The organism is Gimesia chilikensis (assembly GCF_007744075.1).
GTDB classification, from domain to species: domain Bacteria; phylum Planctomycetota; class Planctomycetia; order Planctomycetales; family Planctomycetaceae; genus Gimesia; species Gimesia chilikensis_A.
The window spans coordinates 7,142,106-7,156,099 of sequence record NZ_CP036266.1 but is presented as its reverse complement, the minus strand read 5'-3'; the positions used below and the strand labels follow the sequence as shown (position 1 = coordinate 7,156,099).

General features: G+C 52.6%; 12 protein-coding genes. 10 read left to right on the top strand and 2 right to left on the bottom strand.

The window, feature by feature from the left end:
• Positions 1–21: 21 nt before the first annotated feature.
• From HG66A1_RS26945 to HG66A1_RS26900, 10 genes are all read left to right on the top strand, one after another.
• Positions 22–333 carry a EutN/CcmL family microcompartment protein gene (locus HG66A1_RS26945; RefSeq protein WP_145191594.1) on the top strand — a complete coding sequence of 104 codons (312 nt, stop codon included), beginning with the start codon at positions 22–24 and terminating at the stop codon, positions 331–333.
• 26 nt (positions 334–359) lie between these two features.
• Positions 360–881, top strand: a complete 522-nt coding sequence (locus HG66A1_RS26940; protein ID WP_145191591.1) for a hypothetical protein — start codon at positions 360–362, stop codon at positions 879–881.
• A gap of 70 nt (positions 882–951) precedes the next feature.
• Positions 952–2,376: an aldehyde dehydrogenase EutE gene (locus HG66A1_RS26935; RefSeq protein ID WP_145191588.1), complete on the top strand. Its 1,425-nt coding sequence runs from the start codon at positions 952–954 to the stop codon at positions 2,374–2,376.
• Between the two features lie 39 nt (positions 2,377–2,415).
• Positions 2,416–2,700 (top strand): EutN/CcmL family microcompartment protein, encoded by a 285-nt coding sequence (locus tag HG66A1_RS26930; protein ID WP_145191586.1) that lies wholly within the window; start codon positions 2,416–2,418, stop codon positions 2,698–2,700.
• 4 nt (positions 2,701–2,704) lie between these two features.
• Entirely contained in the window at positions 2,705–3,394 is a 690-nt protein-coding gene (locus HG66A1_RS26925) for a hypothetical protein (RefSeq protein WP_145191583.1), read from the top strand.
• 46 nt (positions 3,395–3,440) lie between these two features.
• Entirely contained in the window at positions 3,441–3,722 is a 282-nt protein-coding gene (locus HG66A1_RS26920; protein ID WP_145044291.1) for a EutN/CcmL family microcompartment protein, read from the top strand.
• Positions 3,723–3,781: 59 nt separating this feature from the next.
• Positions 3,782–4,672: a class II aldolase/adducin family protein gene (locus tag HG66A1_RS26915; protein ID WP_145191580.1), complete on the top strand. Its 891-nt coding sequence runs from the start codon at positions 3,782–3,784 to the stop codon at positions 4,670–4,672.
• 65 nt (positions 4,673–4,737) lie between these two features.
• Positions 4,738–5,664, top strand: coding sequence for a malate dehydrogenase (locus HG66A1_RS26910; RefSeq protein ID WP_145191577.1), 927 nt, complete (start codon positions 4,738–4,740; stop codon positions 5,662–5,664).
• A 72-nt stretch (positions 5,665–5,736) separates the two neighbouring features.
• Positions 5,737–6,954 carry a hypothetical protein gene (locus HG66A1_RS26905; protein ID WP_145191574.1) on the top strand — a complete coding sequence of 406 codons (1,218 nt, stop codon included), beginning with the start codon at positions 5,737–5,739 and terminating at the stop codon, positions 6,952–6,954.
• A gap of 115 nt (positions 6,955–7,069) precedes the next feature.
• Positions 7,070–9,208, top strand: coding sequence for a YfhO family protein (locus tag HG66A1_RS26900; RefSeq protein ID WP_145191571.1), 2,139 nt, complete (start codon positions 7,070–7,072; stop codon positions 9,206–9,208).
• Here HG66A1_RS26900 and HG66A1_RS26895 read toward each other — a convergent pair.
• Together HG66A1_RS26895 and HG66A1_RS26890 are read right to left on the bottom strand one after the other, a co-directional pair.
• Positions 9,192–9,758 carry an FHA domain-containing protein gene (locus HG66A1_RS26895; protein WP_145044286.1) on the bottom strand — a complete coding sequence of 189 codons (567 nt, stop codon included), beginning with the start codon at positions 9,756–9,758 and terminating at the stop codon, positions 9,192–9,194. The genes HG66A1_RS26900 and HG66A1_RS26895 overlap by 17 nt on opposite strands.
• A 368-nt stretch (positions 9,759–10,126) precedes the next feature.
• Positions 10,127–13,903, bottom strand: a complete 3,777-nt coding sequence (locus HG66A1_RS26890) for a hypothetical protein (RefSeq protein ID WP_145191568.1) — start codon at positions 13,901–13,903, stop codon at positions 10,127–10,129.
• Positions 13,904–13,994 lie beyond the last annotated feature (91 nt).

Here is a 13,994-nt window from a genome sequence, read left to right as displayed (position 1 = left end):
GATTAAACAGGAGTTGGTTCGATGTTTGTAGGACGTATCACCGGAAGCGTCGTTTCGTCTCAGAAAGTCGAAGCGATGGTCGGTCAGAAACTGTTGATTGTCGAACCGTTGCGCGTCAATGAAAAAGACCAGAGTGATCTGACTCCCACAGGACGGTCGTTTATCGTCGTCGATACCGTGGGGGCCGGGCAGGGTGAGGTCGTGCTGTGTGTGCAGGGGTCATCAGCCCGCTTCACTCCGGAAACCAAAAAACTGCCCATCGATGCAGCCATCATCGGCATCGTCGATCAGGTTCACATTGGCAACCGGGAGATTTTTAACTCGAAGGACTGAAGTTCGTTCTGAACCGGAATCAAATCATGACCAGACAGTTACCACAGGCAACGCCAGAGCAGAGACACCGGACGATGTTCATCATCTGGTTTGCCCTGATCATGGGTGTGGTAACCTTCGGAGTGGTCGTGGTCGGAATCCTGGGAAAGGACGAAGCACCCGGCGACGGTCTGCCGCTCCTGACATATGTGGGACTGGGTGCTACAGCGGTCATGCTGGTATTACGCACCTTTGTGCCGGATCTGGTAGGACGCAACATGTTCAACCAGGCCATGGAGAGAATTAAGACAGAGAATATTCAGGACGAAGACGAGGTTCTGGCAACCTACGATCAGATTTTCATGTCTCGTCTGATTGTGGGACTGGGCTTACTGGAAGGAGCGGCGATGCTCAATCTGGTGGCCTATATGACAGAGAGCCAGGTACTTTCACTTGTGGCTGTCGGCATATTGCTGCTGGTCATGATTGCTTCAGTACCAACCAAATCAAAACTGGAAGCATGGATTCGCAACCAGATGGAAAACTATAACCTGGAAAACCAAAACTGAAATAAAACAGACTGAGTCCGCCACAGGAAACACTCGCTTTCACAGCCGGCGACTCGGGGAGAGATAGATTATGCAGGCGACAGAAGAAGCCATTCGCAGTGTCGTTCAGGAAGTGTTATCGCAGCTCAATAACCGGGGCGGCTATGGTTCCGCACCCGCGGGCGGCGATGGCGACTGGGGCGTGTTCAACAGCGTCGACCAGGCGGTTGCCGCTGCCACCGCAGGTCAGCAGCAGTTGCTCAAGGCCACTCTGGAAGACCGGGCCAAGGCACTCGAAATCGTGCGGCAGATCTGTGATACCCAGGCGGAAGAACTGGGCCGCATGGAACTCGAAGAGACCAAAATCGGTCGCCTCGATCACAAAATCGAAAAACTGCATCTGATCAAAAGCATTCCCGGCATGGAATTCCTCAAGACCGAAGCCGTCTCCGGGGACAACGGGATCAGCCTCACCGAATACGCCCCCTTCGGCGTCATCGGTGCCATCACTCCCGTAACGCACTCGCTGCCGACTCTGGCCTGTAACTTCATCAACATGGTCGCTGCCGGCAACACGCTGGTCGTCAACCCGCACCCCAGCGGTGCAAAAATCGCCTGCGAAGGAGTGCGTCGCTTCAACCAGGCCATCTACCAGGCGACCGGCCTGCAGAACCTGGTGACCATCGTCGGCAACCCGACCTTGGAAACCGCCGACGAAATCTTTAATCACCGCGGCATTCCGCTGCTCGTTGTGACCGGGGGACCGGGTGTCGCCCGTGCCGCTCTGGCCGCTAAGAAACGGGCCATCGTCGCCGGACCGGGGAATCCTCCCGTGGTCGTCGATGAAACCGCTGATCTCGACAACGCCGCCAAATCGATCATTATCGGGGCGGCTTACGATAACAACCTGCTCTGTATCGGCGAAAAAGAAGTCTTCGCCGTCGATAGTATCTTTGACCAGCTGATGTCAGCTATGGGACGTCATGGCGGATTCCAGCTGAACGCACAGCAGGTCGCACAACTCACTTCGCTGGCCTTCGCTCCTCCCAAAGAACCGGGCGGACACGCTATGCTCAACCGCGACATGATCGGCAAAGACGCCGCCGTGCTCGCCGGGATGATCGGCGTCAATGTGCCAGCCGGAACTCAGTTACTTTACGGCGAAACCGATACAAACAACCCCTTCGTACCGGAAGAACAGATGATGCCCTTCGTGCCTTTCGTTCGCTGTCGCAACGCCGATCACGGAATCGAACTGGCCAAAGAATTCGAACATGGATTCCGGCACACCAGCATGATTCACTCAAGAAACATTGAAACCATTACCAAAATGGGTCGCATCATGGACACCACTCTGTTTGTGCAGAATGGTCCCTGTGGAGCAGCCCTGGGCAACGGTGGTGAAGGCTACGGTTCCTTCAGTATCGCGACACCCACCGGGGAAGGGGTCACCAACCCGCTGACCTTCACCCGCTTCCGTCGTTCCACCACAGTCGGACATTTACGAATTATCTAAGTTAAGTTTCGCGGATCACCGCTTCAGGATTGAAATCATATGTTGACAGGCAGAGTCATCGGACGGGCAACCGCCACGGCAAAGCATCCCAGTCTGGCAGGCTGGCGACTGCTGCTCGTCCAGACACTGGATATTGATGGCAACGCAGATGGATTTCCTGAACTGGTCATCGATCAACTCGGATGCGGCAAAGACGATCTGGTGCTGTTGACATCAGACGGGGCTGCCGTCCGGGAAATGGTGGGGGCCGACAATACCCCCATCCGCTGGGCCACCATGGGTGTGCTCGATGAAGATCAGGTGTCTCCGAGGAAAAAGAAATAAACTAATGCAGATTTCTGAAGAACTGGTCAATCAGGTCGTCGCCGATGTCTTGTCGACCCTTTCCCGTCAGGGGCAGGTCACACAGGCAACAGGCAGCGGTATGACCCAGGTCAGGAACAGTTCCTCAGTCATCCTGTCAGAGAAAGTGATCACGGCCGACCTGCTCGCAGAGAAAGCTAAAGGACAGACCGTCATCGGCGTCACCGCCGGGGCCATTCTGACCCCTTCGGCTAAAGATTATCTGCGGGAACACAAAGTCGAGATCCAGCGTGCGACAGCCGCTGCTTCCACTAAAGCGAAGCAGGGGGGCACCTGGCGGGCGATTGTTCTCAGTCGGGCTGGCGTGGTGGAACAGGCTCTGACAAATATCGAACAGCAGACCGGCGCAAGCTGGTCACAGGAACTGGCAGGTTCTCTGGACGAAGCCATCCAGGGGGCGGTCAGCAGTTTATGTCGTGCCGATGCTGCAGGCGTGGTCCTGTTTGTCTCGGCAGCAGAGAAAGCAGCCTGCCTGGCGAATCGGAATCAGAAAATCTGTGCCGCCGCCATCCAGGATGTGAATCACCTGCGAACGGTTGTGTCGCAAATGAGTCCAAACCTCGTTTGTATCAACCCGGAACAGAAATCGTTTATTGAATTGAGAAACCTGATGAAAGCCTTTGTCTCCGCCGGCACTCCGCATCCGGAAGTCTGAGTGGGCTGCAAAGTCAAATTCAGGGAACAACACAGGGAACCAGATTATGAAAATCGCAGAAGTCATCGGCAAAGTGACACTGTCACGCAAGCATCCGAGTCTGGACGGCGCGCGGTGGATTATCGGGATTCCCTTGAAGAGCGACGAACTGAACACAAACAAGAAAAAGAAAACGGAACCGTTTGTGATCTACGATGAGTTGGGTGCTTCACCTGGCAGCCTGATTGCTGTCAGTGAAGGAGCGGAAGCAGCAGCTCCCTTTAATCCTGATACCAAACCGATCGACGCCTATGTGTCGGCCATCCTGGATCAGGTTGAAGTTTACTAACGACCAGTCACACAAACTGAAAACACATACTTTTTAAATTTACGTTGGGAGTCAAAACCATGTCGAGTCAATGGAACAGTGGAATTCACGACCGGAAACTGAAAGAAGAGATCTGCGAAATCGGACGTCGCGTCTACAACAAAGGCTTCGCGGCTGCCAACGACGGTAACATCTCGATTCGTGTAGGCGAAAACGAAGTACTCTGCTCACCCACGATGATCTGCAAAGGGTTTATGAATCCCGAAGACATCTGTGCGGTTGACCTGGATGGCAACCAGATCGCCGGTACCCGCAAGCGGACCAGCGAAATCCTGCTGCACCTTTCGATCATGAAAGAACGTCCCGACGTCAAAGCCGTCGTGCACTGTCACCCGCCTCACGCGACTGCCTTCGCTGTTGCCCGCGAGCCGATCCCACAGTGTGTGCTGCCCGAAGTCGAAGTCTTCATGGGCGAAGTTCCTATGGCTCCTTACGAAACACCGGGCGGACAGAAATTCGCCGACACCGTACTGCCTTTCCTCAAAGGGGGCACCAACACGATCATTCTGACCGGTCATGGTACCGTCAGCTTCGGTAAGTCACTGGAAGACGCTTACTGGAAAACCGAAATTCTGGATGCGTACTGTAAAATCCTGCTGCTCTCCAAGCAGCTCGGACGCATCAACTACTTTACGGAAAATGAAACCCGCGAACTGCTCGACCTGAAGCAGAAGCTCGGTTTCGATGATCCCCGTTTCCACGTTGAAGACTGTGATCTCTGTGGCAACAGCGCCTTCCGGGAAGGTTATACCGAAGGTCTGCCGCAGCAGAAAGCGTTTGAGCCAGCTCCCAGTTACCCGGGATACCTGCAGAAACCATCGACCCAGCCCGCAGCAGCACCTGCCGGCGGCAACTCAGATCAGCTGATCAAAGCGATCACCGATCAGGTCATGTCAGCCCTGGGACAGTAATCCCCGGGTAAACGTTTGCAGAATTGTTTATAGCTCACTTCGTCATAAATAGAAAAGATTTGATCATGAATGTCAGTATTATCGGTGGTGGGGGACTCGTCGGTTCCTGTGCTGCCTTTGCATTACAGGCCGGAGGCATTGTCCGGGAAATCGCTCTGGTAGACGTCAATCAGGAACTGGTCGAAGGCCAGGCCCTGGACCTGCTGCACGGCAGTTCTCTGACCGCAGATCAGAAGATTTATGCGGGGGGCACCGAACTGGTGAAAGACAGCGACGTAATCGTCATCACCGCCGGTCTGCGTCGTAAGCCCGATGAAAGCCGCCTGGACCTGATCAACCGCAACGTTGAACTCTTCAAAAACATCCTGGCTGACGTCAAACGTGTTGGCACCAAACCCGGAGCGATTGTCTTCGTCGTCTCCAACCCGGTCGACGTGCTGACCTACCTGGCCATGAAAGAACTCGGACTGCCGCCTCAGCAGGTCATCGGTCTGGGTACCGTTCTCGATACCACCCGTCTTCGCAGTATGCTGGCAGCCCGTCTGGATGTCCCTCCGACACAGGTTTCCACCCTGATTCTCGGCGAGCACGGCGACAGCATGGTTCCTGTCTGGTCAGCTGCCCAGGTCGGCGGACTCCCTCTGGATAAGTTCCCTGGTGTGAATGCCGGTCTGATTGCCGAAGTCGAAAAGAAAACTCGTGGCAGCGGAGCCGAAGTCATCAAGAAAAAGGGCGGAGCTGGTTTCGCTGTCGGCGTGAGTATCGCCGATGTCGTGCACTGTATCGCCCTTGATCAGCGTCGCATTCTGCCGGTTTCATCACTGCAGGATGGTGCCTTTGGTCTGCGGGATGTCTGTATTTCGGTTCCGACCGTCATGGGACGCACCGGCGTCATGCAGCACCTGGAAATCGAACTCTGGCCCAAAGAACAGCTGGCTCTGACCCAGTCTGGCCGGGTCCTGAGGGAAACCGTCGACAAAGTCCTCGGCTGATTCTCAGCCGGGTGACCCCTGAAGTGTTTTATGCGTTCTGCTTTTGCGTTTTGTTTTTGAAATGATTGTGTGATGGAAAAATCTCTCGACAGGAAGCTTCAGTCAATTCACGCTGACCCCAGCGGCTCGAAAGAGTTTATCATTGCTGATGCCAAAGACGCCGACATGGCCTTCGGCATCGGTGCCCCCGGACTCTCTCCGGAACGGCACGACCAGGAACTCAAATACAAAACGCTGGCAGAATACCGTCAGCAGATTCGCGAAGTCATCAAGCAGGAAGTGGTCGACATCGTCCTGATGTCTGCCAGTACCAGCGAGAAACTGACGATCGACGAGCGATTGTTTGACAACTCGCCGATCACTCCCGCCGCCCGGGCGAACGACACCACCGACGTGCACGTTCCCCGCGGAGGCAAACTGCATCTGCCGCCGGCCAAACCATTCCGGTCGGCCAGCCTGGACCACATCCAGTGTGGACATCTCGATTGTAAGCCTGAAGAACGCGCCTACGGTGCTGACTTGGGTCTTTACTCAGTAACCTTTAATAACAATCTCGAAGAAGACCTCGCGACCCTTGAACGCTACAAGGAATTTCGCGAAGAAGCCGAACGTAAGAAGTTCCGCCACTTCCTCGAGATTTTCGATCCGAACATCAGTAACGCGGTCGCTGCAGATCTGGCTCCCGGGTTCATTAACGACCTGATCGCCCGGACTCTGGCCGGCGTTGCTTCGGCGGGACGTCCCGTCTTTCTGAAAATGGTCTACCACGGTCCACGGGCCATGGAAGAACTGGTCGCCTATGATCCGCACCTCGTCGTCGGTATTCTCGGCGGTTCGGCAGGCACGACTCTCGATGCCTTCCAGCTGATCTACGATGCTCGTAAATACGGAGCCCGTGTCGCCCTCTTTGGTCGTAAGATCAACCAGGCAGAACATCAGCTCGCCTTTATTCAGTTTCTGCGTTACCTGGTCGAAGACAAAATCCAACCCGCAGATGCCGTCAAAGCCTATCACGGCGTTCTACAGGAACTGGGCATCAAACCGCACCGCGATCTCGAAACCGACCTGACTTACCAGACCGCCGTGATGAGCTATGGCGGTGAAGACGGCAAAACCTTCAGCTTTCCGGAGAAGAAAGCAGGCGGTAAGCCGGCGACCCCATCCGCAGAGAAAGCAGCGGCTACACCCGCAGCAGGGAAGACTCAGGAAGCTCCGAATTTCGCAGCCATGAGTTCCGCAGAAAAGCTGGCCTATCATCAGGCACGCCTGAACCGCATGTTCGGTAACTAACTTCCGGACGCAGTCTGTTGAGACATCAGAGTAGGCGGCTTAGAATACACGCAGGTATTCAGCCGCCTGCTTTTTTTATTTCAGACAGTATTCAGTCAGCACAAGGTCCAGTCGCTTGAGTCGTTCCCCCCAGAAGAAAGCCGAACCGACCCCCTCTGCGGAAACAAAACCGCTCGGCACACCCCTGTTTGCCGGCATCATTCTGATTATGGCCGTCGCGCTGACGTGGGTCTTCTGGAGCGGTCTCTGGTCAGGTGGGGGACTGATTGGCGGCGACCTCTATACCTATTTCTTCCCGCAGAAAACTTTCTTTGCAGAACGCCTGCAGGCCGGCGAATTCCCGCTCTGGAATTCCTACATCGGTCATGGTTTCCCCCTCGTCGCGGAAAGCCAGACCGGCGCCTTCTATCCGTTCAACTATTTCGCCTACCGCTTTCTGCCCGTGAATACCGCTTATAACTTCGTACAGCTTCTGCATTACATCCTCGCCTTTGTCTTCACGGCTCTGTATGTCAGGCGGATTGGTTATTCGATCGCGGCAGCACTCTTCGCGGGGCTGGTCTACACCTACGGCTGGTTTCCGTCACGGATCTGTCTGGAATGGGCCATCATCGGCGGAGCCTGGCTCCCATTGACGCTCTGGTGTGTGGAATCATTCTTCCAGACCCGCTTCTGGCGCTACCCGATTCTACTCTGCTTCGCACTCAGTATGCAGATCCTGCCTGGCCACTTTAACCTGGCCTTCATCACTCAACTGATGCTGCTGGTCTATATCCCCGCTCGCATCTGGTTCAGTCGTGATGAAACCACCGAAGCACTCAAGCCCTATCGCAGACGCACGGTCATCCTGTTGCTGCTGGCCTTTGTTTCGACCTACGCACTGTCAGCAGTTCAACTGGCGCCGACCTGGGAACTCAAACAGCACAGTCAGCGGGCCGAGGTAGGCGAACGTTCGCATAAGCCCGGTTATGGCCATATTCCCGTCTGGTACCTGTCGCAGATCGTCGCTCCCTGGGCCTGGTATCCTTATGAAGTCAATCTCGACGCAGGGCTGGCTCCCGGTTCGGAAGCCACAAATCAGGTAGAAGCACATCTCTACTTCGGGATTGCCGCACTGCTGCTGTTGATTTACGGTACATTTTCCGGAGCGTGGACACGTGATCGACGACTGGTCTTACTGGCAATCATCGGTTTTCTGGCACTCCTTTATACGCCCGGCTGGTTAATGCCGATCACCAGGCACATCCCCGGCTTCAGTTTCTTTACCGGTCCCGGACGCTACGGCATCGTTACGACATTCGCGGTCGCGGTAATCGCCGGTGTCTGCCTGGAGCGTCTCATCGCCCACTGGAAACCCACGATTCAGATTGGTGTGGTGACGTTAGTCTGCCTGTTTACCACGGCGGATTTCTGGGTCGTCAGCCGCTACGTGACCTATGCCACGGTCATCCCGAATCCACCGATTAACAATGTCGATAAGAGTGCCCTCCGAGAGATTACCAGCAAATACGGTCAGCCGGTGCGCTTGTTTGCCCCGGGCGCAAACCTGCCGACCTTGATCGGCGTGGCTTCCACGCCCGTCTATCTGGGCATCGGCCCCGAGCAGTATTTCGACCCCGCGGTGGCCATGCCGGAACCGCTGCCTTTTAAAGAACCAGCCACGCCAGAGCAGATTGAATGGTTGAGAAAAGCAGGGGTGACACATATCCTGAGTCAGCATCCACTGGACCTGAGTCGCTGGCCGGTCAAACCGGTGTGGAGTGATTTCGATGCGGTGATCAATCCCGCCTGGGGCCGCTTCGATGAACCGGTCTACTTCTATGAACTCGAAGGGTCCCGCGGTCGCGTTGCCTGGTCACATCCCGTGGCTGATCAGCAGGCAGAGATTAAGTCCTACCGGGCCAATGAAATTGTCATTGAGGCAGAGACGCCGGAAGAAGACACGCTGATCCTGACCGATCTCATGTATCCCGGCTGGTCGGTCTACGTGGATGGTCAGCCTGCCGAAGCGGAACTGGTGGATGGCATGTACCGGGGCGTGAAACTTCCCGCGGGGCAGCATGAAGTGATCTGGGCATACCAGTCGGGCTGGTTTCTGATTGGCGGGATCATCAGTTGTATCACGCTGCTGGTGATCATGACGATCGCCCATTTCCGGTTCTGGCACCCGCTGTTATTTCAGATGAAAAATCGGGGGAGGCAGTTTCCGCCTGCTGAGCAGACCGGAGTAGAAGCGCCTACGAAGAAGAAATGAACTCGATGTTCGAGCCGTGTCCCTCGAAGCTGTCCGAATAATTGCCTTCTTCATCTTCATCATCAGCGTCCAGCTCGTGGCTGTCCAGATTCTCGTTCGCTTTTACGTTCTGGCCGCTTTCGGAAATCGCGACGGGGAACTGCTGAGAGATGTCGATGTCTTTGCCAGGCTTTTTGAAATGCTGTACAGAAGGAGCCTTGGTTGGGGAGTCGTCGGAACTGAGGGTATTTTCCTTCGGTTCCTGTTTCTTCTTGTCGTCCGCACCGATGTTTTCCAGGTGGTAAGCGACGTTACCGATCTTGATTTCGTCGTGCAGCTTCAGACGAACTTCCGAATCGATGCGGGTTCCGTTGACGTAAACCCCGTTCATGCTGCCTAAATCGCGGATGACCGGGCGATCGTTGACAATCGCCAGGCAGCAGTGTTTGCGGGAAATCTTCGGGCTGTCGGTGATGACGATATCGCAGTCCGGATGCCGTCCAACAAGAATGATCGCCTTATCTAACACAATGGGGCGACCCTGGTTCACGGGGACTAAACAGACTGCCATAAATGACTCCAAATACAAACGTAGCTTACTTCTAATGAATCTTAATTATACGGCTGGCCCTGAACTAAGTAAAAGAAAAAAGTCAACGCTCAAACAAGAGGGAACGATTTCCGTCGTACGACCCGCATATTTTATATGCGCGCCGGTTTTGTTAATTCTTTATAAATATCGACCATTTATAGATATGCACACGATGTTGACCACCAGTTTCTCCTCGAATTCAGTGAGATCACCCGAAAAAATCTTTTCACTAATTCCCACACTCGACGTGGACACTGTGTCTTACAATTGATACCAGCGGAATAACAGTACAGGTGTATATGCTTTTGTGTAGGTGCGGGGAAGGGTTAATACCGCGAGCGTGTTGGCTATTCTTCGGTTTTGAGTTTAATGTGACAGTTCGGTAGCGCCTGACTGAATTCTGTGAGTTGCGGATTCGAAACCACCAGATGAGTCAGAGACAGGTTTCTCAAATGCTGCAATGCTTTTAAAGAATCGAGAGACGCCTCCGTCACTTTACTCTGGTTCAGTTCGAGCTGATTCAACCGAGGCAGAGTCAGCTTAACCAGATCGGTAATTCCTTTATCTGAGATCTGCGTATGATTCAATTTCAGAATTTGCAGGTTTACCATCCCCTCTAATTCCTGGATTCCCGAATCAGTAATACGGCTCCCGGTCAAATCGAGCTCAGACAGGTATTTTAGATTTTTGATACGTTTGAGTTTCGCATCGTCGAATTCAGGCCAGTGAATACCTAACTGTCTCAACTCTTTCAGTGCCGAGATCCGTATCAGACAACTGTCGAGCACTTGTGCTTTATCTGTTCGGTCATCAACGGTGAAGATACCTTTGACGGGATTCCGAAAATACACGGAACCAATTGCCTGGTGATTCCCCAGTTTGATTAAGCTGACATCAGCGCCCGCTTCTTTCAGTTCCTGCACAATGTTTTGCAGAGTCGATGCGACAGGTGTTGTGTATTCAATCTGGCATTTTGGCAAGAGACGCTGAAAGTTCTTAACTCCCTGTTCCGTGACATGCGTGTCATTCAATTTCAGTCGATACAATCCCCGCAGCGTTTCCAGATCTTTGAGCCCTCTGTCGGAGATGTAGGTGGATTCCAGAGATAACATCCCCAGCGAGTTCATCTTCTTCAAAAGCTGTGTTCCGCCGTCTGTAATGGTCGTTCCATTGAGAATTAATGTCCGTAGCCGCGGTAGAGTGATCAGATCTTGCAGTCCCTGATCGGCCACGCGAGTCCCCTCCAGAATCAGGCCTCTGAGGTTTTTGAGGGAAGCAAGATGTACCATGCCGTCGCTGTAAATCCGGTTCTGGCTCAGATTGAGTCCTTTGAGATTTGTGAGCCCTGAAAGATGTTTGAGGCCGTGCTCTGTAATCTGATTTCCACTCAGGACCAGTGTTTCCAGTTGAGTCATGTCCTTTAGCTCTACCAGTTGCTCATTAGTGATTCCCGCATTCTGAATCTGCAGCAGATTCAGTTTCTTGAGCTGGGCTACCTGTTTCAAACCCTCTGCAGTCAGCTTACCAGCATTAATTCGTAGAGTTCTCAGTTCAGGAACATGCTGAAGTTCTTTGAGGCCCGGATCGGTTAAATTGTTATCGGAAATTTCCAGCTCTTCTAACGTCCTAAGCCCCTTTAACAGTTTCAGACGTTCATTGATGGGAGGCAACTCGGTTTGGTTTCCCAGTCGAGGATAGAACCGGATCGTAAGCTGCTCTGTCCCATCATCTCGTAGTCGGCGAACACGATAAGCACCCGCTGCTTTCAGTTTGGCCAGTATCGCTTCAATGTCAGAATCCAGGGGCGGTGATGCCTGTATCTGACAGTCCGGGAATTCCTGCTTGAGTGTTTCCAGTCCGGTTTTTGTAATGCGCGTGCCATGTAAGTTGAGATCTGTCGGTTTGATAACTTTATTCTTGAAATGGAGCACGCCTGCATCTGTCACCTGAGTGCCATACAGATCCAAACTACGTAAGTGAAAGAGGGAGCTGAGAGTTTTGAGTCCCGAATCATCAATGGCTGTCTCTCTTAGCCCTAGTTTATAAAGCTGCGTGAGTGATTTCAGGGGATCGAGACCCACGCTTGCGATCTTCGTGTGATTCAGATTCAGTGTCTTCAGTGCTTTCAGTTTTGATATATGAATCATCCCGGCATCTGTCACCAGTGTCTTTGTAAGATTCAATGAGCTGAGATTTGTCAGATTGGCGAGAGGTGGCAGGGCAGCATCGTCGAGTTGGGTATAATCGAGATTCAGGTATGTCAATTTTGTCAGCGGTGCGAGGTGGGAGACCCCGGTACTTGTGATTTTCGTTTTTGTGAGGGAGATGCTTTGTAACTGGTGTAATTCACCGACTGTTTTTAATCCGTCATCATTGAGTGGAGTGAGGGATAAATCCAATGTCTTCAGTTTTGACAGTGGCTTCAATTCATTCAGGGTAGATCCGGTAATTCCTGTGCTGTAAAGCTTCAGTGTCTCCAGGCTTGGTAGTGTTTTTAAATGTATCAGGCCTTTATCTGTGATCCGAGTTCCTCCCAGGTTCAGTGATTTGAGTTGAGGCAGTTTATTCAGCGGAACCAGACCCTGGTCGGTGATGCCCGTACGATTGAGATCCAGACTTTGGAGATTCTTTAAATCACTCAGGTGCGATACACCTTTGTCAGTAATCACAGTACCAGATAACTGTAACTGTTCCAGTTCTGATAAAACGGAAAGATATTCCACGCCCTTGTCGGTAATATTGGTTTGGATAAAAGTAACGACTTTTAAACGGGGAATCATTTTTAATTGTCTGAGCTGCTCGTCGGTGATCCGATTTCCAAAAAATCGGATCGAGGTAAAATACTCCGAAGTGTATTTTCCATTCTTATACTCTCTTTGATTCTGAATGTGCGCTCCCAATGCCTTGAGGGCGGCAATCTCTGTCTTTCCCTGCATGGAAACGTCAGTGCTTCCGCCGGTTTCGATTTTACATTTCGGCAGGGCTGTCTTAATTTGTTGTACGCCTGCTGAGGAGACGCCGGTATTGATCAGATTCAATCGTTGCAGATGTTTCAGGCTGAGGATGTGTTTTAGCCCAGCATCGGTAATAGCTGTTCTGGAAAGATTTAATGCTGTTAAGTGGGAAAGCCCCGTTAGATGTGACAGACCTTCATTTGTGATGGGAGACTGCATCACGGTCAGCGAGGTCAGCCCCGTCAGATCTTTTAAGCATACTAGACCCTGGTCACTGACATTGGTCTGATTCAACGTCAGTGATTTCAACCCAGACAGACCTTTCAGGCAGGAAAGGCGGGCGTCGTTGATTTGAGGACCACTCAGACTGATTGTCGACAAAATCCGGTGCGCGTTCGCATCTCGATATCGTACAAATCCTTTTAACTGTTTCACTTCCTCAGCCACTTTGAGATGCGCAGGCAGGATCGGTCGGTCAAATGCAATTTTGCAGTCCGGGATCTGCGCCTGGAGCCTCTCAACAGCAGTGCTACTGACTTGAGTGAGCTTTAAATCCAGGTACTTCAGCTTCTTCAGACCTGACAACTGAGCCAGGCCGGCATCACTGACTTTGGTCTCATAGAGATTCAGCGAGCTTAGTTCTTTTAAATCTTTCAGATGGATCAGTCCTGCATCTGTTACTTTGGTCGAGACCAGCCACAGACTCTCCAGTTGCTTTAATTCCTGCATGTGTTTGAGGGCCTCATCACTCAGCTCGGCATTGCGAATGTAGAGGTGTTTTAATGCCGGGAACTGTTTGAGATGCACCAGCTCTGCATCTTTCAGAGGGCAGCGTACCAGATGTAGTTTTTGCAGCTGATTGAAATACTGCAGATGTTTTAAACCTGCTCCTGTCAGCTGGGCACCATAAAAAGCCAGATCCTGCATCTGGTGAAAATCTTTTAGATAGACGAGGCCCGTATCATCGATTTTTGAATTGGCAAAGAAGATGGACTTGATGTCGAGTTTGGCATCATCTTTCTGGAATTTAATATCCCCGCGAAACTGCTTGATAATGGCAATCGCCTGTTCTCGGCTGATAGTTGCGTCATCCGCTGCCTCCACCAAAGAGGCGATCAGGGCCATTACACACAGGCTGAATAGCAATATAGTCCGTGAGAAGATTCGCATACCGCAGTGCTTTCGAAGTGCTGACAGGTTCAGTAAGAGTGCTGATTGGGGTTTGCACGCATGGATACAACTATAAACCTGTGCGCAGCAG

What these genes read in the sequence shown, in the direction of transcription:
- HG66A1_RS26940 (WP_145191591.1), top strand. Translation starts at nt 360, where the DNA reads ATGACCAGACAGTTACCACAGGCAACGCCAGAGCAGAGACACCGGACG.
- HG66A1_RS26935 (WP_145191588.1), top strand. Translation starts at nt 952, where the DNA reads ATGCAGGCGACAGAAGAAGCCATTCGCAGTGTCGTTCAGGAAGTGTTA.
- HG66A1_RS26890 (WP_145191568.1), bottom strand. Translation starts at nt 13,903, where the DNA reads ATGCGAATCTTCTCACGGACTATATTGCTATTCAGCCTGTGTGTAATG.
- HG66A1_RS26945 (WP_145191594.1), top strand. Translation starts at nt 22, where the DNA reads ATGTTTGTAGGACGTATCACCGGAAGCGTCGTTTCGTCTCAGAAAGTC.
- HG66A1_RS26910 (WP_145191577.1), top strand. Translation starts at nt 4,738, where the DNA reads ATGAATGTCAGTATTATCGGTGGTGGGGGACTCGTCGGTTCCTGTGCT.
- HG66A1_RS26895 (WP_145044286.1), bottom strand. Translation starts at nt 9,758, where the DNA reads ATGGCAGTCTGTTTAGTCCCCGTGAACCAGGGTCGCCCCATTGTGTTA.
- HG66A1_RS26905 (WP_145191574.1), top strand. Translation starts at nt 5,737, where the DNA reads ATGGAAAAATCTCTCGACAGGAAGCTTCAGTCAATTCACGCTGACCCC.
- HG66A1_RS26920 (WP_145044291.1), top strand. Translation starts at nt 3,441, where the DNA reads ATGAAAATCGCAGAAGTCATCGGCAAAGTGACACTGTCACGCAAGCAT.
- HG66A1_RS26930 (WP_145191586.1), top strand. Translation starts at nt 2,416, where the DNA reads ATGTTGACAGGCAGAGTCATCGGACGGGCAACCGCCACGGCAAAGCAT.
- HG66A1_RS26915 (WP_145191580.1), top strand. Translation starts at nt 3,782, where the DNA reads ATGTCGAGTCAATGGAACAGTGGAATTCACGACCGGAAACTGAAAGAA.
- HG66A1_RS26925 (WP_145191583.1), top strand. Translation starts at nt 2,705, where the DNA reads ATGCAGATTTCTGAAGAACTGGTCAATCAGGTCGTCGCCGATGTCTTG.